The sequence below is a fragment of the Streptomyces sp. NBC_00075 genome (genome assembly GCF_045041225.1).
In the GTDB taxonomy this organism is placed as follows: domain Bacteria; phylum Actinomycetota; class Actinomycetes; order Streptomycetales; family Streptomycetaceae; genus Streptomyces; species Streptomyces adonidis.
Map to the genome: position 1 here is coordinate 547,037 of NZ_CP108243.1, position 19,581 is coordinate 566,617.

The 19,581-nt window shown below is 72.1% G+C and carries 15 protein-coding genes; 10 read left to right on the forward strand and 5 right to left on the reverse strand.

Going from position 1 to position 19,581, the window contains the following annotated elements:
- The first annotated feature begins 33 nt into the window (after positions 1-33).
- Positions 34-399: a DUF488 domain-containing protein gene (locus OG787_RS02495; RefSeq protein ID WP_405534154.1), complete on the forward strand. Its 366-nt coding sequence runs from the start codon at positions 34-36 to the stop codon at positions 397-399.
- Here OG787_RS02495 and OG787_RS02500 read toward each other — a convergent pair.
- Positions 396-2,069: an FAD-binding dehydrogenase gene (locus OG787_RS02500; protein WP_405534155.1), complete on the reverse strand. Its 1,674-nt coding sequence runs from the start codon at positions 2,067-2,069 to the stop codon at positions 396-398. The genes OG787_RS02495 and OG787_RS02500 overlap by 4 nt on opposite strands.
- A gap of 17 nt (positions 2,070-2,086) precedes the next feature.
- Positions 2,087-2,728 (reverse strand): TetR/AcrR family transcriptional regulator, encoded by a 642-nt coding sequence (locus OG787_RS02505; RefSeq protein WP_369031204.1) that lies wholly within the window; start codon positions 2,726-2,728, stop codon positions 2,087-2,089.
- 126 nt (positions 2,729-2,854) lie between these two features.
- On the opposite strand from OG787_RS02505, the gene OG787_RS02510 reads away from it, so the two are divergent.
- The 3 genes from OG787_RS02510 to OG787_RS02520 all read left to right on the forward strand — a co-directional run bounded on the left by OG787_RS02510 (position 2,855) and on the right by OG787_RS02520 (position 5,630).
- Positions 2,855-3,481: an alpha-ketoglutarate-dependent dioxygenase AlkB gene (locus OG787_RS02510; protein ID WP_369031203.1), complete on the forward strand. Its 627-nt coding sequence runs from the start codon at positions 2,855-2,857 to the stop codon at positions 3,479-3,481.
- Positions 3,482-3,571: 90 nt separating this feature from the next.
- Entirely contained in the window at positions 3,572-4,312 is a 741-nt protein-coding gene (locus OG787_RS02515) for an MBL fold metallo-hydrolase (RefSeq protein ID WP_369031202.1), read from the forward strand.
- 64 nt (positions 4,313-4,376) lie between these two features.
- Positions 4,377-5,630 (forward strand): DUF4032 domain-containing protein, encoded by a 1,254-nt coding sequence (locus tag OG787_RS02520; RefSeq protein ID WP_369031201.1) that lies wholly within the window; start codon positions 4,377-4,379, stop codon positions 5,628-5,630.
- A gap of 1 nt (position 5,631) precedes the next feature.
- Here OG787_RS02520 and OG787_RS02525 read toward each other — a convergent pair whose 3' ends face one another.
- The gene (locus OG787_RS02525) at positions 5,632-6,504 is read right to left on the reverse strand and encodes a universal stress protein (RefSeq protein ID WP_405534156.1); all 873 of its coding nucleotides are present in this window, start codon (positions 6,502-6,504) and stop codon (positions 5,632-5,634) included.
- 223 nt (positions 6,505-6,727) lie between these two features.
- On the opposite strand from OG787_RS02525, the gene OG787_RS02530 reads away from it, so the two are divergent.
- The 4 genes from OG787_RS02530 to OG787_RS02545 all read left to right on the forward strand — a co-directional run bounded on the left by OG787_RS02530 (position 6,728) and on the right by OG787_RS02545 (position 13,420).
- Entirely contained in the window at positions 6,728-8,404 is a 1,677-nt protein-coding gene (locus tag OG787_RS02530; RefSeq protein ID WP_369031199.1) for an FAD-dependent oxidoreductase, read from the forward strand.
- Entirely contained in the window at positions 8,401-9,888 is a 1,488-nt protein-coding gene (locus tag OG787_RS02535; protein ID WP_405534157.1) for an ATP-binding protein, read from the forward strand. Before OG787_RS02530 ends, OG787_RS02535 begins: the two co-directional genes overlap by 4 nt.
- Positions 9,885-10,235, forward strand: a complete 351-nt coding sequence (locus OG787_RS02540) for a UBP-type zinc finger domain-containing protein (RefSeq protein WP_369031197.1) — start codon at positions 9,885-9,887, stop codon at positions 10,233-10,235. Before OG787_RS02535 ends, OG787_RS02540 begins: the two co-directional genes overlap by 4 nt.
- A gap of 191 nt (positions 10,236-10,426) precedes the next feature.
- Positions 10,427-13,420 carry an AAA family ATPase gene (locus OG787_RS02545; protein WP_405534158.1) on the forward strand — a complete coding sequence of 998 codons (2,994 nt, stop codon included), beginning with the start codon at positions 10,427-10,429 and terminating at the stop codon, positions 13,418-13,420.
- 21 nt (positions 13,421-13,441) lie between these two features.
- Here the strand turns inward: OG787_RS02545 and OG787_RS02550 are convergent, their stop codons facing one another.
- Positions 13,442-14,623: an ROK family protein gene (locus OG787_RS02550; RefSeq protein ID WP_405540385.1), complete on the reverse strand. Its 1,182-nt coding sequence runs from the start codon at positions 14,621-14,623 to the stop codon at positions 13,442-13,444.
- A gap of 157 nt (positions 14,624-14,780) precedes the next feature.
- Here OG787_RS02550 and OG787_RS02555 point away from each other — a divergent pair, with 157 nt between their 5' ends.
- Both OG787_RS02555 and OG787_RS02560 read left to right on the forward strand, forming a co-directional pair.
- The gene (locus tag OG787_RS02555) at positions 14,781-16,910 is read left to right on the forward strand and encodes an alpha-galactosidase (protein WP_405534159.1); all 2,130 of its coding nucleotides are present in this window, start codon (positions 14,781-14,783) and stop codon (positions 16,908-16,910) included.
- Positions 16,911-17,022: 112 nt separating this feature from the next.
- Positions 17,023-18,693 carry a CAP domain-containing protein gene (locus OG787_RS02560; RefSeq protein ID WP_405534160.1) on the forward strand — a complete coding sequence of 557 codons (1,671 nt, stop codon included), beginning with the start codon at positions 17,023-17,025 and terminating at the stop codon, positions 18,691-18,693.
- 8 nt (positions 18,694-18,701) lie between these two features.
- Here the strand turns inward: OG787_RS02560 and OG787_RS02565 are convergent, their stop codons facing one another.
- A complete protein-coding gene (locus tag OG787_RS02565; protein WP_369031193.1) occupies positions 18,702-19,517 on the reverse strand; it encodes an SAM-dependent methyltransferase in 816 nt (271 codons plus the stop codon).
- Positions 19,518-19,581: the final 64 nt, after the last annotated feature.

The window sequence follows — 19,581 nt, forward strand, 5'->3', positions numbered from 1 at the left end:
GTGAACCCGTATCTCCCCCGCCGGAGGCCGCTCGTGACCGTCCGCGTCCGCCGTGTCTACGACCCTCCCGAGCCGGACGACGGCGTACGCGTCCTGGTCGACCGGCTGTGGCCGCGCGGCCTGTCCAAGGACGCGGCGCAGGTCGACGAGTGGCCGAAGGCGCTCACCCCGTCCACCGAGCTGCGCCGCTGGTACCACGCCCAAGAGACCGACGCGTACGAGGAGTTCCGGCGCCGGTACGAGGCGGAGCTGGCCGCACCGGAGGCGGCCGAACCCCTCGACGCACTGCGTGAACTGGCTGCCAAGGGCCCGGTGACGCTCGTGAGCGCCACCAAGTCCCTTGAGCGGAGCCATGCTTCGGTACTGGTCGAACTGCTGACGTCCGGCGACGGACCCTAGGCCGTCGCCCGCGCCGCCGCCCGTCCTGCCGCGCGGCCCGAGAAGAGGCAGCCGCCGAGGAAGGTGCCCTCCAGGGCGTTGTAGCCGTGCACGCCACCGCCGCCGAAGCCCGCCACCTCGCCGGCCGCGTACAGGCCCTCGACGGGTTCGCCCGTCGCGCCCAGTGCGCGGGAGTCGAGGTCCGTCTGGATGCCGCCGAGGGTCTTGCGGGTGAGGGTGTGCAACTTGACGCCGATGAGCGGGCCCGCCTCGGGGTCGAGGATGCGGTGCGGGGTGGCCGTGCGGCCGAGCCGGTCGCCGATGTAGCGGCGGGAGTTGCGGATGCCCTGGATCTGGGCGTCCTTGCTGTACGGGTTGGCGATCTGGAGGTCGCGGGCCTCGATCTGGCGGCGCACCTGGGCCGTGTCGAGGAGCGGCTTGTCGGTCAACCCGTTCATCTTGCCGATGAGTCGGTCGAGGTTGTCGGCGACCACGAAGTCCGCGCCGTGCTTCACGAAGTCGGCCACCGGGCCGGGGGCGCCCTTGCCGAGGATGCGTTCCTTGAGGAACGCCTTGCGGTTCTTGGCCGTGATGTCGGGGTTCTGCTCGGAGCCCGACAGCGCGAACTCCTTCTCGATGATCCGCTGGGTGAGGATGAACCAGGAGTGGTCGTGCTCGGCGAGATCCTCGGTGGTGCGCAGGTACTTGAGGGTGCCGAGGGTGTCGTACCCGGGCAGGCAGGGGTCCGGGAGGCGACGGCCCAGTGCGTCGAACCACATGGAGGAGGGGCCGGGCAGGATGCGGATGCCATGGCCGGGCCAGATCGGGTTCCAGTTCTGGATGCCCTCGGTGTAGTGCCACATGCGGTCGCGGTTGACCAGCCGGACTCCGGCCTCGGCGCTGATGTCGAGCATGCGGCCGTCGACGTAGGCGGGCACGCCGGTCACCATGTTGGCCGGTGCCGTGCCGAGCCGCTCGGGCCAGTACTGGCGCACGATGTCGTGGTTGGCGCCGATGCCGCCGGTGGTGACGATCACGGCCTGGGCGGTGAGTTCGAAGTCGCCGATCCGGTCGCGGTTGGACGCCACTCCGCGCGGTGAGGTGTCCTCGGCGAGGACCGTGCCGCGTACCCCGCGCACGGCGCCGTCCGTGACGACGAGCTCGTCGACCTGGTGGCGGTGGTAGAAGGTCAGCAGCCCCGCGCGGGAGGCCTGCTTGGCGCTGAGCACGAACGGCTCGACGACTCCGGTGCCGGTGCCCCAGGAGACGTGGAAGCGCGGTACGGAGTTGCCGTGGCCGTGGGCGCGCAGGTCGCCGCGTTCCGCCCAGCCGACCGTCGGCAGGAACGAGATGCCGTGCCCGGCGAGCCAGGACCGCTTCTCCCCCGCCGCGAACTCGACATAGGCGCGCGCCCATTTGACCGCCCAGGAGTCCTCGTCGTCGACGCGGTCGAACTGGGCGCTGCCCTGCCAGTCGCTCCAGGCGAGGTCGAAGGAGTCCTTGATGCCGACGCGCCGCTGTTCCGGCGAGTCGACGAGGAACAGCCCGCCGAAGGACCAGAAGGCCTGCCCGCCGAGGTTGGCGGCGTTCTCCTGGTCGACGAGCGCGACCCGCCGGCCCTTGCTGGTCAGCTCGTGCGCCGCGACCAGTCCGGCGAGGCCGGCTCCGACGACGATGACGTCCGCATCCATGGCGACCGTTCCCTTTCTCATCCGCCGCTGCGCGCGGCCGGGTTGTCGCTGCCGTGGGTGAGCAGTGCGGTGAGCAGCTGCTTCAGCCACGCGCGCGCGTGCTCGACGTCCTTGTCGAGCAGCAGTTGGGTGGTGACACCGTCGTAGGCGGCGATCACCGCGTGGGCGGCGCCCTCGGCGTCGCCGAGTACGGCGGGCAGTTCGGTGTGTCCGGTGGCCCGGGCGAGCCGGTCCGCGATGGCTCCCCGGAGGCGTTCGCGGTGCTCCAGGAGGGTCTGGGCGACGGCTGGGGACCTGGCGGCGTGGACCAGGAAGTCGGTCTTGACCAGCAGCCAGTCCAGGTCGAGCAGCAGGACCTCGGTGACCCGGTCGACGGCGGCGGGCACATCGAGGTCCGGGCCGTCCAGGGCGAGCGCGCCCGCGACCTGGTCGGCGATCAGACCGGCGCGCTCCCCGTAAAGGGCGAAGAACAGCTCGTCGAGGCTGTCGAAGTTCGAGTAGAAGGCGCCTCTGCTGTAGCCGGCGGCCTCACAGACCTCCTCGATGGAGACCCGCCCGAACCCCTTCGCGGCGAACACCGCGAACGCGGCCTCCAGCAGATTGGCGCGCGTCCGCACGCGCCGTTTGGTCACCCGCCCTGTCGTTCCCTCGACCGCCATGCCCGGCCCTCCGTTCGATACGGGAATGTATCCGATACATCGATGCATCCAAAGGGGTCGGGAGGGACGAGATTCCGCCACACCTAAATAGGAACACCCATTCGAATAGCGGAGTACGCTGGTGCCATGACCGCGCACCTCCAGGGTTCCCTCTTCGACCAGACCGACGAGCTGCGGCTGGGCGCGCTGACCGGGATGCGCCGTACACCGCTCGGTCACGGCGCCTGGATCGACGGACTGCCCGGCTGGCTGAGCGGCGCCGACGCCCTGTTCGAACAGCTGGCCGCCGAGGTCCCCTGGCGGGCCGAGCGCCGCAAGATGTACGACCAGGTCGTGGACGTACCCCGGCTGCTGGCCTTCTACGGCGAGGGGGACGAGCTGCCGCACCCGGTGCTGGCCCGCGCGCGGGACGCGCTCGGCGCGCACTACGCCGCCGAACTCGGGGAGCCGTTCACCACCGCCGGGCTCTGCTACTACCGCGACGGACGGGACAGTGTCGCCTGGCACGGGGACCGGTTCGGGCGTGGTGCGCGGGAGGACACCATGGTCGCGATCCTCTCCGTGGGCGCACCGCGCGACCTGCTGCTGCGGCCGATGCGCGGCGGCGAGACCGTACGGCGTCCGCTGGGGCACGGGGACCTGATCGTGATGGGCGGGTCCTGTCAGCGGACCTGGGAGCACGCCGTGCCCAAGAGCGCACGGGCCACGGGTCCGCGGATCAGCGTCCAGTTCCGGCCGCACGGGGTGCAGTAGGACAGCGGGGGCCCGCCCGGTGGTGATCCACTCCGACGCCGTCTGCTTTGCTGTGCGTCGTCCGGCAGCGAACAGCAGAACGGGAAGATCATGCGGGCAGACGTCCAGCAAGTCGCCGATGGCATTTACCTCGTGCACGGAAGCAACACCAACTGGGTGATCCTCAGCGAGGGGGACGCCGTCACCCTGATCGACACGGGGTATCCCGGGGACCGGCAGCTGGTGCTCGACTCGCTGTCCCAGGTGGGGAGTTCACCGGAGGCGGTCGCGGCGATACTCGTGACGCACGCGCACAACGACCACATCGGCTCGGCCGAGTACCTGCGCTCCACGTACGGCACGCCGGTGCTCACGCACGAGGCCGAAGTGCCACACGCGCGGCGGGACTTCCTGCACCAGGTGAGCGTCGGGGACGTGCTGAGGAACGGGTGGCGGCCCGGCGTACTGCCGTGGGCGGTGCACGCGATCCGCTCCGGCGGTACGGCGCAGGTGCCGGTCATCGAGCCGCAGCCGTTCCCGGAGGCGCTCGACCTGCCGGGCGGGCCCGTCCCCGTGCACACGCCCGGGCACACCGACGGGCACTGTGCCTTCCACCTGCCCGACGCCGGGGTCGTGATCTCGGGCGACGCCCTGGTCAGCGGACACCCGACGTCCCGGCTGAAGGGCCCGCAGCTGCTGCCCGACATGTTCCACCGGGAGCGTGCGCGTGCGGTGGCCTCGCTGGACCTGCTGGAGGGACTCGCGGCCGACGTCGTACTCCCCGGCCATGGTCCCGTGCACCAAGGCAGCGTGCGGGAGGCGGCCGGGCAGGCGCGGGAACGGGCCAAGTGAAGGGGCGTTCTAGAGTGAGCTGACGATCACCGGCGGGACGAGAACGAACGAGAACGGTCAAGCCATGGCATTGCAGATCAGCGCCACCAACCCCGAGCACCCCGTACTGCTGCTCGAACTGCCCTGGCACCTCCCTCTGGAGGAGTGGCCCGACCGCTACCTCGTTCCGCTGCCGCGCGGTATCTCCCGGCACGTCGTGCGCTACGCCCGCGCCGGCGACGAGGTGATCGCCGTCAAGGAACTGGCGGAGCGCCCGGCCCTGCGCGAGTACGAGCTGCTGGTGGACCTGGACCGGCTCGGTATCCCGGCCGTGGACCCCCTGGCCGTGGTCACCGGGCGCGTGGACGATGACGGCGACGCCCTGGAGCCGGTGCTGATCACCCGGCACCTCGGCGGCTCGATGCCGTACCGCTCGATGTTCGAGACGACGATGCGCCCGGCCACCATGCACCGTCTGATGGACGCGCTGGCGGTCCTGCTGGTCCGGCTCCACCTCGCCGGTTTCGCCTGGGGCGACTGCTCCCTCTCCAACACCCTCTTCCGGCGCGACGCGGGCGCGTACGCCGCCTACCTGGTCGACGCCGAGACCGGCGATCTGCACCCGCAGCTCAGCGACGGGCAGCGCGAGTACGACCTCGACCTCGCCCGCGTCAACATCAGCGGTGAACTGCTGGACCTGGAGGCGTCCGGGGCGCTGCACCCCTCCGTGGACCCGATCGAGTTCGGCATGGAGATCTGCGCCCGCTACCAGCGGCTCTGGCAGGAGCTGACCCGCACCTCCGTCTATCCAGCGGGCAAGTACCACTACATCGAGCGCCGCATCCGACGCCTCAACGAACTCGGCTTCGACGTGGCCGAGATGCAGATCCAGCACTCCTCGAACGGTGACACGGTCACCTTCGTACCGAAGGTCGTCGACGCGGGCCACCACCAGCGGCAGCTGCTGCGGCTGACCGGGCTCGACACCGAGGAGAACCAGGCACGGCGGCTCCTCAGCGACCTGGAGAGCTGGATGGCCACCCAGGACGACTACGAGCCGGGCGACCCCCTCGGCGCCAGCCCGGAGGTGCTCGCGCACCGCTGGGTACGGGAGGTGTTCCGGCCGACCGTGCGCGAGGTGCCGCGCGAACTGCGCGGCAACGTGGACCCGGCCGAGATCTACCACCAGCTCCTGGAACACCGCTGGTACCTGTCCGAGCGGGCGCAGCACGACATCGGCCTGGACGAGGCGGTCAAGGACTACATCGCGAACATCCTGCCCAAGGCCCGCCAGTCGCTGCCCCTGCCGACGGACGAGGAAGCGGCGCCGCCCGCCTGAGTCACTCGTGCGGTACGACGGCCACCGGGCAGCGCGCGTGGTGCAGTACGCCGTGGGCGACCGAGCCGATCCGCGCGCCCACGGCCGAGCGGCGGGCGCGCCGCCCGACGACCAGCAGCTGCGCCCGCGAGGCCACCGACAGCAGCACCTCGCCCGCGCTGCCCATCTCCACGTGCTGCGTGACGGGTACATCGGGGAAGCGTTCGATCCAGGGTTCCAGCGCGGCGGCGAGCGCGTTCTTCTCGTACGGTTCCATGCCGCCGGCCTCGTCGAGGAGCTTCAGCGAGCCCGGGCTGTACGCGAACAGCGGCGGCAGGCTCCACGCCCGGACGGCGCGGACGGAGGCGCCGCGAGCCGCCGCGGCCTCGAACGCGAACCGGAGGACCGGCGCGCTCTCCTCCGGGTCGCCGTGCTGCCCCACGACGACCTCGCGCCCGCCGGCCTCGTCGGAGGCACGGTCCTCCGCCCGTACGAGCACCACGGGCCGCGTGGACTCGGCGATCACGTGCTGCCCGACGGAGCCGAGCAGGAACCCGACGAGGACCCCGTGTCCACGGGAGCCGAGCACCAGCAGCTCGGATTCCGCGGCGGCCTCGGCGAGGGTGTGCGTCGTACTGCCCTCGATCACGTCGACGGTGACGTCCAGCTCGGGATGCCGTTCGGCAACGGTCCGCGCGGCCTCGTCCACGCCCTCCCGCACCCACGCGTCATGGGTCTCCCGGGAAGCGGCCCCGAACGCCTGGTCCGGCACCAGCTGCCAGGCGTGCAGCACGCGCAGCGTGAGGTTCCGGCGTACGGACTCGCGGGCCGCCCAGTCCAGGGCCGCGTGACTTTCGGGCGTTCCGTCCACCCCTGCCGTGATCGGGCGCGTCATACGGTTCCCTCCGTGTCGTGATCATGCGTACCGGGCCCAGTCTCCCCTACCGTGTGCCCCCGACTTCGGAGTGGGAACAGGTGATCGTGGACACGGCGGACCCGGTCGCGCCGGGGAGCCGAACCGGAGCGAAGCGGGGCCGTCGAACATACGATGGGGCGGAGGCGGCGCGCCGCACCGGTGACGCCGCCCGGTGAATCCGACCGCTCGGGGTGGGAGACGTATGGCACAGGCCGCGGACGCAGCGCGGACCGTCATCATGACCGTGGACGACGACCCCGGGGTGTCCCGGGCCGTCGCCCGTGACCTGCGGCGGCGCTACGGCGAGTCGTATCGCATCGTGCGCGCGGAGTCCGGCGAGTCCGCGCTGGACGCGTTGCGGGAGCTGAAGTTGCGCGGTGATCTGGTGGCGGTGATCCTGGCCGACTACCGGATGCCGCAGATGAACGGCATCGAGTTCCTCGAACAGGCCCTGGACGTCTATCCGGGCGCCCGGCGCGTGTTGCTGACCGCGTACGCGGACACCAACGCGGCGATCGACGCGATCAACGTCGTCGACCTCGACCACTACCTCCTCAAGCCCTGGGATCCGCCGGAGGAGAAGCTCTATCCGGTGCTCGACGATCTCCTGGAGGCGTGGCGGTGCAGTGACTTCCGGCCGGTGCCGAGCACCAAGGTGGTCGGGCACCGGTGGTCGGCGCGGTCGTCGGACGTACGGGAGTTCCTGGCCCGCAACCAGGTGCCGTACCGCTGGTACTCCACCGAGGAGCCCGAGGGGCAGCGGCTGCTGGCGGCCTGCGGTGAGGACGGGCAGCGGCTGCCGGTCGTGATCACGCCGGACGGTACGCCGCTCGTCGAGCCGGAGGTGCCGGAGCTGGCCGCGCAGGTGGGGCTTGCTACGACGCCCACGGCCGACTTCTACGACCTGGTCGTCATCGGCGGCGGGCCCGCCGGTCTCGGCGCGGCCGTGTACGGGGCCTCCGAGGGGCTGCGGACGGTGCTCGTGGAGCGGTCGGCGACCGGTGGGCAGGCCGGGCAGAGTTCGCGGATCGAGAACTACCTGGGGTTCCCGGACGGGGTGTCCGGCGCCCAGCTCACCGACCGGGCGCGGCGGCAGGCCACGAAGTTCGGCGCGGAGATCCTCTCCGCGCGCGAGGTGACCGGACTTGAGGTGAGCGGTGCGGCGCGGCTCGTGCGGTTCGCGGACGGGTCCGCGATCGCCGCGCACAGCGTCATCCTGGCGACCGGTGTGTCGTACCGGCAGCTGGAGGCGCCCGGGGCCACCGATCTGTCGGGCTGCGGGGTGTTCTACGGGTCGGCGCTGACCGAGGCCGCCTCCTGCCAGGGCCACGACGTGTACATCGTCGGCGGCGCCAACTCGGCCGGGCAGGCGGCGATGTACCTGTCCAGGGGCGCCAAGTCGGTCACGCTGCTGGTGCGCGGGGCGGATCTCACCGCGTCGATGTCGCACTACCTGGTCCAGCAGATCGCCGAGGCGCCGAACATCTCGGTGCGGGCCGCAACGGTCGTCGAGGCCGCGCACGGCGGCGACCATCTGGAGCAGCTGACGTTGCGCGACACGGCGAGCGGGCAGACCGAACTGGTCGACGCGCAGTGGCTGTTCGTGTTCATCGGCGCGGCCCCGCTCACCGACTGGCTGGACGGCACGGTGCTGCGCGACGAGCGCGGCTTCATCCTGGCCGGGCCCGACCTGACCGCCGACGGACGGCCCCCGGCGGACTGGGAGCTGGACCGGCCGCCGTACCACCTGGAGACCAACATCCCCGGCGTGTTCGTCGCGGGGGACGCCCGCGCGGAGTCCGCCAAGCGGGTCGCGTCCGCCGTCGGAGAGGGAGCCATGGCCGTGATGCTCGTACACCGGTATCTGGAGCAGTCGTGAGCGGCCGGCTGATGCCGTGCAGCCCGGCGGAGATCGGCGCGCTGTTCCTGTTCGAGAAGCTCACCGCCGAGCAGCTCGGCAGGCTGTGCGGCGAGGGGCGGGTCGAACTGTTCGACCCCGGACCGGTGTTCGCCGAGGGCGACCCGGCCACGTGCTTCTACGTGATGATCGAGGGCACGGTCGTGATGTCGCGCCGGGTGGGCGGCGACGACGTCGAGGTGAGCCGCACGTCCCAGACCGGGGTGTACGCGGGGGCCGTGCAGGCGTATCTCGGGGACCGGAAGCCACAGGTCTACCGGAACTCGCTGCGGGTCCCGGAACCGACCCGGTTCTTCGTGCTGCCCGCCGACTCGTTCGCCGACATCATGCACGAGTGGTTCCCGATGGCGGTCCATCTCCTGGAGGGGCTGTTCCTCGGTTCGCAGAACACCCAGCGGGCCATCGGACAGCGCGAACGGCTACTGGCGCTGGGCTCGTTGTCCGCCGGCCTCACCCATGAACTCAACAACCCGGCCGCCGCGGCCGTACGGGCCACCTCCTCGCTCCGGGACCGGGTCGCGCACATGCGCCACAAGCTCGGGATCATCGCCTCGGGCCCGTACCAGGGCGACTCCCTGAAGAGCCTGGTCGCCATCCAGGAGCGGACGGCCGAGCGGGTCGCCAAGGCGCAGGCGCTGAGCCCGCTCGAAGCGTCCGACCGGGAGGACGAACTCGCCGACTGGCTCGACGACCACGGCGTCCAGGGCGGCTGGCAGATCGCGCCGACCTTCGTCCAGGGCGGTCTCGACGTCGACTGGCTGGAGCAGGTCGCGGCGGCCGTTGACGACGACATGCTCCCGAACGCCATCGGCTGGCTCAACTACACGGTCGAGACCGAGCTGTTGATGACGGAGATCGAGGACTCCACCACCCGTATCTCGCACCTCGTCGACGCCGCCAAGCAGTACTCGCAACTCGACCGCGCGCCCTACCAGGTGGCCGACGTGCACGAACTCCTCGACAGCACCCTGCTGATGCTGTCCGGCAAGTTCGGTTCGCTCGTCAAGGTCGTGAAGGAGTACGACCGTTCGGTGCCGCGGATTCCGGCCTACCCCGCCGAGCTGAACCAGGTGTGGACGAACCTGATCGACAACGCGGTCTCCGCCATCAACAGCGCGGGCGGCGAAGGCACGTTGACCGTACGGACGGCGCTGGTGCACGACCGGCTGCTGGTGGAGTTCCGCGACACGGGCCCGGGGGTGCCGGCGGAGATCCGCGGCCGGATCTTCGACCCTTTCTTCACCACCAAACCGGTGGGCGAGGGCACGGGGCTGGGGCTCGACATCTCCTGGCGGATCGTCGTCAACAAGCACCACGGCGACCTGAAGGTCGAGTCCGTGCCCGGCGACACCCGCTTCCAGGTGCTGCTGCCTCTGACAGCCGTCGACCCCGACAACGACACAGACACCGCCGGGGACTCCGCCCCGGCCGAGGAGCCGTCATGACCAAGGACACCGGAATCGACCCCAGCGTCCCGCCCAGCGGTGCCGGATGCGTCGAGTGCGACGCCGTCGGCGGCTGGTGGTTCCATCTGCGGCGCTGCGCCCAGTGCGGTCACATCGGCTGCTGCGACGACTCCCCGGCCAAGCACGCCACCGGCCACTTCCGGGAGACCGGCCATCCGGTGATCGCCAGTTACGAGCCGGGCGAACACTGGTTCTGGAACTTCGAGACGAGCGAGCTGTCGGGGTCCGGCCCGGCCCTGGCTCCCCCGGCCAGCCACCCGGCGGACCAGCCGGCTCCGGGGCCGGCTGGACGCGTCCCGCCAAACTGGGCGGAGACCTTGCGCTAACAGCCCTGTTCACACAGGCAGAGGGCACGAGCCCACCAAGGCCCACTGTCCCCAGGCCACCGGCCGCGAGAGAGCCGCAGGGGCGCGCCGGTGTCGAGGGCCCAAGCGCGCGGAGGCCCGAAGGGTCGAGCACGGTTGGGTTCTCGACACCGGCTTAGGCGCCCCGGAGGCGAACGAGCCAGAATAGGGGCGTGCCGCAGAACCTGTTCAACACCCCTCTGATCGGCCGGGACGACGAGTTGGCCCGTCTCTCCGGCGTCCTGGACCGTGCCCGGGTCCGTGAGGCCCGGGCCGTGCTCATCGGCGGGGACGCCGGGGTGGGGAAGACGCGGGTGCTCGCGGAGGTTGCCGGGCAGGCCTCGGAGCGGGGAATGACCGTACTCACGGGACACTGTGTCGATCTCGGTGACGTCGGTCTGCCCTATCTGCCGTTCACCGAGGTCCTCGGGATGCTGGCCGCCGACGAGCGGTTCGCGGGGGCGCTTGCCGCGCATCCCGTGGTCGGGCGGCTGCTCGGGAGCGGGGCCGAGGAGGGGGTGCGGGACGCCGGTGGGCGGCTGCGGCTGTTCGAGGGCATGGCCGGGCTGCTGGCCGATGTCACCGAGGTCGCTCCGCTGCTGCTCGTCCTGGAGGACCTGCACTGGGCTGACCAGTCGTCCCGGGATCTGCTGCGGTTCCTGCTCAGCCGGGGCGTGCTCCAGGGGCCCACGGGTGGGGCGCCGGGGCATCGGCTCGCGGTGTTCGCGTCGTACCGCGCGGACGATCTCCATCGCCGGCATCCGCTGCGCCCGCTCCTCGCGGAGCTGGTGCGGCTGCCCGCCGTGGAGCGGCTGGAGCTGCGGCCGATGGGTGACGCCGAGGTGGCCCGGCTGGTGCGTGCCCTGGGCGAGGGGCCGCTGTCGGACACGACCGTGCGGCGGATCGTCGAGCGTGCCGAGGGCAACGCGTTCTACGCGGAGGAACTGCTCGCGGCCACCGACGCGGAGTCGGGCGGCGTACCCAGTGGGCTCGCCGACGTCCTCCTCATCCGCTTCGAGCAACTGTCCGACACCGCCCAGCAGGTGCTGCGGACGGCCGCCGTCGCCGGGCGGCGGGTCGAGCACGATCTGCTCAGTGACGCCGTCCGACTGCCCGAGGACGAGCTGGAGTCGGCGCTGCGCGAGGCCGTGGGTCGGCAGCTTCTCGTCCCCGGTGAGGGCGACACGTACTCCTTCCGGCACGCGCTGGCCCGTGAGGCGGTCTACGCGGATCTGCTGCCGGGCGAGCGGTCGCGGCTGCACGGGGCGTTCGCACGGCTGCTGTCCGGGCGGGGGCGGCCCGCCGAGAGTGCGGCGGAGCGCGCCCATCACTACCGGGAGAGCCACGACCTGGCCGAGGCGCTCACGGCGTCGCTGGAGGCCGCCGAGCACGCCGACTGTGTGGGCGCGCCCGCGGAGGAGCTGCGGCATCTGGAGGCCGCCCTCGACATGTGGCCGGCGGTGGAGGCGGGCGCGCGTCCCACGGGTGAGGGCCTGGACACGGTGACGCTGATGCTGCGGGCGTCCGCCGCGGCGGCGCACGCCGGGGAGTCGCACCGCGCGGTGTCGCTCACCCGGGCCGCGCTCGCCGGGGTCGGCCAGGACACGGACGCCGAACTCGCGGCCCGCGTCCGCTACACGCTCGCCGACAACCTCATGAACGTCGACCATCTGGCGGCGGCGTTCGCGTACAGCAGCGAGGCGCTGGCCATGATCCCGGCCGATCCTCCCTCCCGGACATGGGTGTGGGCGGCGGCCACCCATGTCATGGCGGCACGGCAGATGGGCGACAACGACACCGCGCTGCGGGTGGCCCGGCAGGCCCTCTCGGTCGCCGAGGAGCTCCAGGTCCTGGACGCGCAGGCCGATCTCCTGATCTCCGTGGCAGGTCTCGAAGCCGGGGGCCGCCGCACACCCCAGGGCCGCGAGCGGCTCCGGGAGGCCCGTGAACTGGCCCGGCGGGCGGGCAGTTCGCCGGTGGAGATGCGCGCGCTGTTCAGCCTCGCGATCGGCTACTACGAGTCAGGGATGCTGGACGAGTGCCTGCCGTGGCTCTCCGAGGGCCTGGACCGCGCCCGTCGTGCCGGTCTCCTCTCCTCGCCCTATCCCCGGGAGATGCGCTACCTGGAGTCCTTGGTGCTGTACACGCTGGGCCGCTGGGACGAGTGCGTCCGCGCGGCGACGGCCGACACCGAGGTGCTCCCCGCGGCCACCGGCTATGTGTCGGGGCCTTCGCTGTACGTGGCTCTGGCCCGCGGCGACCTGGGTGCCGCCGACCGCGCCCGGGACCTGCTCGACGGCCCGTTCGACTGGATGTCGACCATGGTCGCGGGCGTCGTGCTCACGGACGCAGCCGCCATGACAGGGGCCCCGGAGGCGGCGGTGGAGCGGGTGCAGAGCACAGTGAAGGCGCTCACCGACGACGCCGGGGCGCGCCCGGAGGTGGCGGTCCGGCTCGCCGCCCTCGCCCTGGCCGCCGTCGCCGACACGGCCGTACGGCTGCGCGGGTCCGGCGACGAGGCGGGGACGCTTCGCTGGACGGACACGGCGACGGAGCTGCTGGAGCTGGCCCGGTCCCAGGCCCTGAGCGGCCGGGACGGCACTCCGCAGGGCCCCGAAGGGCTGGCCTGGCTGGCCCGTGCCGAGGCGGAGTGGACCCGGGCGACGGGCGGTCCCGAGGCCGAGGCGTGGGAGCGGGCGGTCACCGCGTTCGGTTTCGGTGAGGTGTACGAACAGGCACGCTGCAGAAGGCGCTTCGCCGAGGCCCTGCTGGCGGACGGCCGCCGCGAGGAGGCTGCCGCACAGGCCCGGACGGCACGCGAGACGGCGGTACGACTGGGTGCCGCGCCCCTGCTCCAGGCGCTGGACGCCCTGATCGGGCGCAGCGGAACCACGGCCCCCTCAGGGGCTCTCCGCACCGCCTCGACTCCTCTCACCGCCCGTGAGCAGGAGGTCCTGCGGCTGCTCGCCCTCGGCCGCAGCAACCGTCGGATCGGCGAGGAGTTGTTCATCAGCGGCAAGACGGCCAGTGTCCACGTCTCCAACATCCTGGCCAAGCTGGGCGTCGGGAGCCGGGGGGAGGCGGTGGCGGCCGCCTATCGGGAGGGGCTGATCCCGGCGGGCGGGGCGGCAGGGACCAGGGCGGAGCCGACGCCGGGTTCGGACTGACCCCGAAGTCCCGACCTGCTGCTACTGATCCGCCCTGATGAAGGACCGGATCGCCGTCGCCGCCGCCCCGCGCGCCCACTCCTCGAAGGGCAGCGGCCGGGTCACCAGGTCGCAGCGGGCCGCGGAGCCGAAGGCCGTGGCGGTGAACGCGTCGCGGATCTGCTCGGCGAACAGGTCGTACGCGGCCAGCCCCTCGCCGGAGATGATCACCCGCTCGGGGCCGAGCAGATTGGCCACGGTGGCGATGCCCCGCCCGATCGCCTCTCCGGCCCGCGCGTACACCTCCCGTGCTCCGGGGTGGCCGGCGTGGGCCAGGGCGACCGCCTCGGCGCTGTCGGTGATCGATGCGCCCGTGATCTCCCGGACCCTGGCGACGATCTCCGCGTCCCCCGCGTACGCCTGAAGGCAGCCCCGCTTGCCGCAGTGGCAGACCGGGCCGGCCGAATCGATGGTGACATGCCCGATCTCGCCGGCCACCGAGTGCGCCCCCGCGACCACGCGACCGTGGACCACGAGCCCGCAGCCGATGCCCGCGCCGACGGTCACCACGGCGAAGTCGGAGAGACCCACGCCGGCGCCGAACCACTGCTCGGCGACGGTGAGCGCGCGTACGTCGTTGTCGACCGTGACGGGCAGCCCCGTGGTCATGGCGGCGAGTTCGGCGAGCGGCACCGCACGCCACTCCAGGAACGGCGAGTAGCGTACGGCCCCTTCGACGCGGTCGACCTCTCCGGCGACGGCGATGCCGCAGCCCAGAACCGGCACCCCGAAGCCGTCCGCCTCGGTGAGCAGTTCCCGGACCAGTTCGGCGACCGAGGCCAGCACCGTCTTGGGCGCACGGGCGGGCAGGGGAAGGTGCCGGGCGACGCGGATCCGGCAGCACAGGTCGGTGAGGACGCCGAAGACCTCGTCGCCGGTGATCTTGATGCCGATGAACAGCGCCCGCCCGCCGTCGACGCGGACTGGGCTCGCGGGCCGCCCCACGACAGAACGTACCTCGTCGTCCGCGTCCTCGACCAGATAGCCGGCCTCGATCAGCGGGCGGACCGCCTTCGTGACGGCGGCGGCGGACAGCCCCGCGCGGCGGGCGATGTCGGCGCGGGTGAGCGGGCCGTGGGACAGGACCGTGGTGAAGATCTGCGAGGCGGCGGGCGTATGGGCCGGAAACACCTCGGCACCGAAGGTCGAGGGTGTCGAGGACATCGAGGGCATGGCCGGAACCTAGGTCGCTTATTTTCCGCTGTCAATGAAAGAAGCAGAGATGGAATGAAGTACCACTGCGACCGCCCCTAGACTTACGAAAGACCGAAACCAGCACCCCATTGACACATGATCGATGGTCACGCGAACGTGAGGCACCATGCCGCTGATCTCCCACGACCCGGACACCGGGGTCTGGCTGCTGACCACCCCGAGCACGTCGTACGCGCTGCGGATCGACGAGACCGGCGTGCCCTGTCATCTCGCGTGGGGACCGCGGCTGACGCTGCCGGAGGCGGGCGCGCTCATCGTTCCGGCGGTCGAGTCGGCGAGCAGCTTCGAGGGGCGGCCCCCGGTGGGCGAGGAGCTCCCCGTCGACGGCGGCACCCGCTACGGCCCGCCCTCGCTCCAGGTCAGGTACGCGGACTCATCCCGTGGCTTCGAGTGGGAGCCGATCGGCCACCAGATCCTCGACCCGGCCTCCGGGGCGAGCGAGTTGGTGCTGGAGTTCCGCGACCGCCGCTATCCCCTGCATGTCGCGCTGCACTACGCGGTCCGCGCCGACACGGACGTCATCGAGCGCCGGACCGTGATCCGCAACGCCGGTGACGAGCACCTCGACCTGCTGCGTGCCGACTCCGCCGCCTGGACGCTGCCGCCGCTCCCCGGCTACCGGCTCAGCCATGTCACCGGCCAGTGGTCGGCCGAGAGCCAACTCCGGCGTGACGCCCTGCCGTTCGGCGAGACGGTGCTGACCAGTCGGCGCGGTATCACGAGTCACCACGCCAATCCGTGGGTGATGCTCGACTCGGGCGAGACGAGCGAGGAGTACGGCCGGGTGTGGAGCGCGGCCCTTGCCTGGAGCGGGAGTTGGCGGATCACCGCCCAGCGGACCCCCGACGGGCTGGCCGGGTTTACCGGAGGCGTCGGGCACGAGGGGACGTCGGTACCCCTCGCGCCGGGCGAGGAGTTCGCCACGCCGGTGTTCGCCGGGCTGTGCACGGACGGCGGGTTCGGGGCGGCGAGCCGTGCCTGGCACTCGTACACCACGACTCATGTGCTGCCCCGGGCGCGGGAGTCGGCGCCGGTGCTCTACAACTCGTGGGAGGCCACCGGCTTCGACGTCGACGAGGCGAGCCAGAAGGCGCTGGCCGAGCGGGCCGCCGTACTCGGGGTGGAGCTGTATGTCGTGGACGACGGCTGGTTCGGGGCACGGAGGAGTGACCGTGCGGGACTGGGCGACTGGACGCCGACTCCGGAGCGGTTTCCCGAGGGCCTCGGTCCGCTGGCCGACGCCGTGCACCGGCTCGGGATGCGGTTCGGGATCTGGGTCGAGCCGGAGATGGTCAATCCGGACAGCGCGCTGTACCGCGAGCACCCGGACTGGGTACTGCATGTCCCCGGGCGGGCCCGTACCGAGATGCGCAACCAGCTCGTCCTGAACTTCGCGCGCGACGAGGTGGCCGAGTGGGCGTACGGCTGGCTGACCCGGCTGGTCGGGGACCACGGGGTCGACTTCCTCAAGTGGGACATGAACCGGGCGTTCGGCGAGTCGGGCTGGCCGGAGCAGCGGGACGGCAACGACCGGCTCTGGACGCGGTACGTGGCGAATCTGTACGGCGTCATCGACCGGCTCCGTGCCGACCATCCCGGGCTGCGGGTGGAGACGTGCAGTGGCGGCGGTGGCCGGGTCGACCTCGGCATCCTGTCCCGTACGGATCAGGCGTGGACGTCCGACAACACGGACGCCGTGGACCGGCTGGTGATCCAGCACGGGTTCGGGCAGGTGTATCCGGCCCGTGCCATGTCGGCGTGGGTGACCGACGTGCCCAACCAGCTCACGGCGCGTTCGGTACCGCTGCGGTTCCGTTTCCACGCGGCGATGTGCGGGCTGCTCGGGATCGGCGGTGATCTGACGCGCTGGTCCGAGGAGGAGCTGGCGGAGGGCGCGGCGCTGGTGGCCGAGTACAAGAAGGTGCGGCATGTGGTGCAGCACGGGGAGCTGTACCGGCTGTCGGGGCCGCTCGGTGAGGAGCCGACGGTGGTGGAGTACGTCGGTGAGGGCGGGGCGGAAGCCCTGGTGCTGGGCTTCCGATACGGGCCTCGGCACGGCCTGCCCCGGATTCCGGTGCGGTTGCGGGGGCTGACGCCCGGCGCCCGGTACCGGGACGCGCGTACGGGTGCCGTGCACCATGCGAACGTGCTGAGCGAGTACGGGATGCGGCTCGATCTCGCGCCCGGCGACTGGTCCAGCACGGCCGTGCACCTGGTGCGCGTCGAGGAGTCGTAGCCGACCCTTCCCCCGGTCCGCTGACGCGGGCCGGGGAACTGCGGCGCCCTGGCCGGGCGTTATAGGGGCAACGCCCCCATGGGGCACGAACGACGACCCCAGGGCAGGCGCGATGAGCGAGTTGGTCCCCGGGGGCAACACGCCCCTGCCGGGCGGCACCCTCACGCTCCGGGTGCCGGGCCCGTTCGATGTGAGCGCGCTGGTGACGGACGACGGGGGCAAGGTCGACGGCGACGCCGACTTCGTGTTCTACAACCAGCCGACGGCACCGGGAGCCCGGCTGCACGGCGACACCCTCACCGTCGACCCGGCAGGCCTGCGCCCCGGCGCGACACGCGTCACGGTGGTGGTCAGCGCGGCCGACCCCGGTACGGCGCTGGGCGGGCTGGCCGCGCCGACGCTCAATGTCTCCGGCCCCGGGGGTCGCCCGCTGGCCCGGTTCACACCGCCGCGCCCGCGCCAGGAGACGGTGCTGCTGCTAGCGGAGTTGTATCGGCGGGGCACCGGCTGGAAGCTGCGCGCGCTGGGGCAGGGATACGCAGACGGGCTGGCGGGCCTGGCCCGGGACTTCGGGGTGGATGTCGCGGACGACGGGCCTTCGGCCTCTGCCGGATCAGGCATGGCTGGGGCGGGCATGGCCGGGTCGGGCACGGCTGGGGCGGGCGCAGCTGGGTCCGGCTCGGTCGGGTCGGCCAGGTCGGGCTCGGTCGGATCTGGGTCGGCCAGGTCGGGCATAACCGGATCCGGCACGGCCGGGTCGGGCACGGCTGGATCTGGGTCGGCCGGGTCGGGCTCACCGCTCCCGGCGGCAGGCGCGCCCCCGCGTACCCCGTCCCGCTGGTCCGACGCCGCCTCGCGGTTGTCCGGGGCCGCCTCGCGTCTGTCGGAGGCGGCGGCCTCTCGCCGGTCCCGGTCGGCGGGCACCCCGTCACCGGCCGCCGTGCCCGCCGCCGGTGCGCGCTCCGGGTCCCCGGGCTCCTTCGCCGCAGGACCCGGCCCGCTCTCCCCCGCCGACGGCTTCCTCACCCTCGTCAACTCCGCCCGTGCCGCCGCCGGTTCCCCGCCCGTCTCCCTCGACGAGCGGCTGCGCGCCGCCGCTCAGGCGCACGCCGCCGACATGGCCTCGGCCGGCCGCCTCGGCACCGAGAGCCGGGACGGCACGTCCGTTCACCAGCGCGTCACGGCCGCTGGATACACGTATCTGACGGTCGGCGAGCACCTGGTCTCCGGTCCGCGTACGCCCGAGGAGTTCGTCGACTACTGTCTGCGCACGGAACAGGCCCGACGGACCCTGCACGACCCGGCGTTCACCCAGGTCGGCCTGGCGTACGTCACCGGGTCCCGTACGGGGGACACGTACTGGACCGCGCTCTGGGCCCGGCCCCTCCTGCCCGGGGACCTGGACCGGACGGCCGCCGAGGTCACGGACCTCACCAATCGGGAGCGGGCCCGGGCCGGGCTGCCGCCGCTGGCCACCGACGCCCTGCTCACCCGGGCCGCGCAGGCGCACAGTACGGACATGGTGGTCCGCCAGTTCTACTCCCACACCGGGCCCGACGGCAGCCAGCCGTGGGACCGGGCTGCCGCGGCGGGGTCCACGCGGCGCACGATCGGCGAGAACATCGCGTGCGGGCAGCGCTCGCCCGCCGAGGTCGTGGACGGGTGGATGAACAGTCCCGGCCACCGCGCCAACATCCTCAAGCGGGAGTTCACACACATAGGCATCGGTTTCGCGGGCGGCGGCAAGGCGGGCACGTACTGGACGCAGCTCTTCGGCGCCTGAAGGCCTGCCTACGGCTTGCGCGCGACGCCGCCCAGGGCGATCACGTCCCCCGCACCACGTGCCGTGCCTGGATCGGGGCGCCAGTCGGTGATGGGGACGACACCGGGAGCCAGCAGTTCCAACCCGTCGAAGAAACCGGCGAGTTGCTGCGGGCTCCTCAGGTAGTAGGGCACGGCCCCGCTCTCGTTGTAGAGCCGGGTGGCCTCGACGTTGGCCTTGTTGGTGTCCACGCTGTCGTTGAAGGCGAACCAACTGCCGGGCGGCAGCGCGTCCAGCAGCGCGCGGACGATGCCCCGCGCCTCGTCGTAGTCGGCGATGTGCCCGCTGACCTGCATCAGCGTGAGCGCCACCGGCCGGCTGAGGTCCAGGATCCGTGCCGCTTCCCGGAGCACGGCGTCGGGGTCGTGCAGATCGGCGTCGATGTAGCCGGTCACGCCCTCGGGCGAGCTGGTGAGCAGAGCCGCGGCATGGGTCAGGACGAGGGGGTCGTTGTCCACGTAGACGATGCGGGCGTCGGGGGCGACCCGCTGGGCGATCTCGTGGGTGTTGTCCGCCGTGGGCAGGCCCGTGCCGATGTCGAGAAACTGCCGGATCCCGACCTCGCCGGCCAGATGGCGCACGGCCCGGCCGAGGAAGGCGCGGGAGTCACTGGCGAGGTCGGTGATGCCGGGGAAGATCTCCCGGAAGGCGTCGCCCGCCTCGTGGTCGACCGGGTAGTTGTCCTTGCCGCCGAGCCAGTAGTTCCAGATCCGGGCGGAGTGCGGCACCGTCGTGTCGATCTTCTCCGGCGTCTGAGTGCCGAGGGCGGACGAGTCCTGCGTCACCGGGCAACCTCCTTGTGGCGGAACGTAGTTGGCCCTGCCCTACAACGTAGCGTCACCGCCCTGC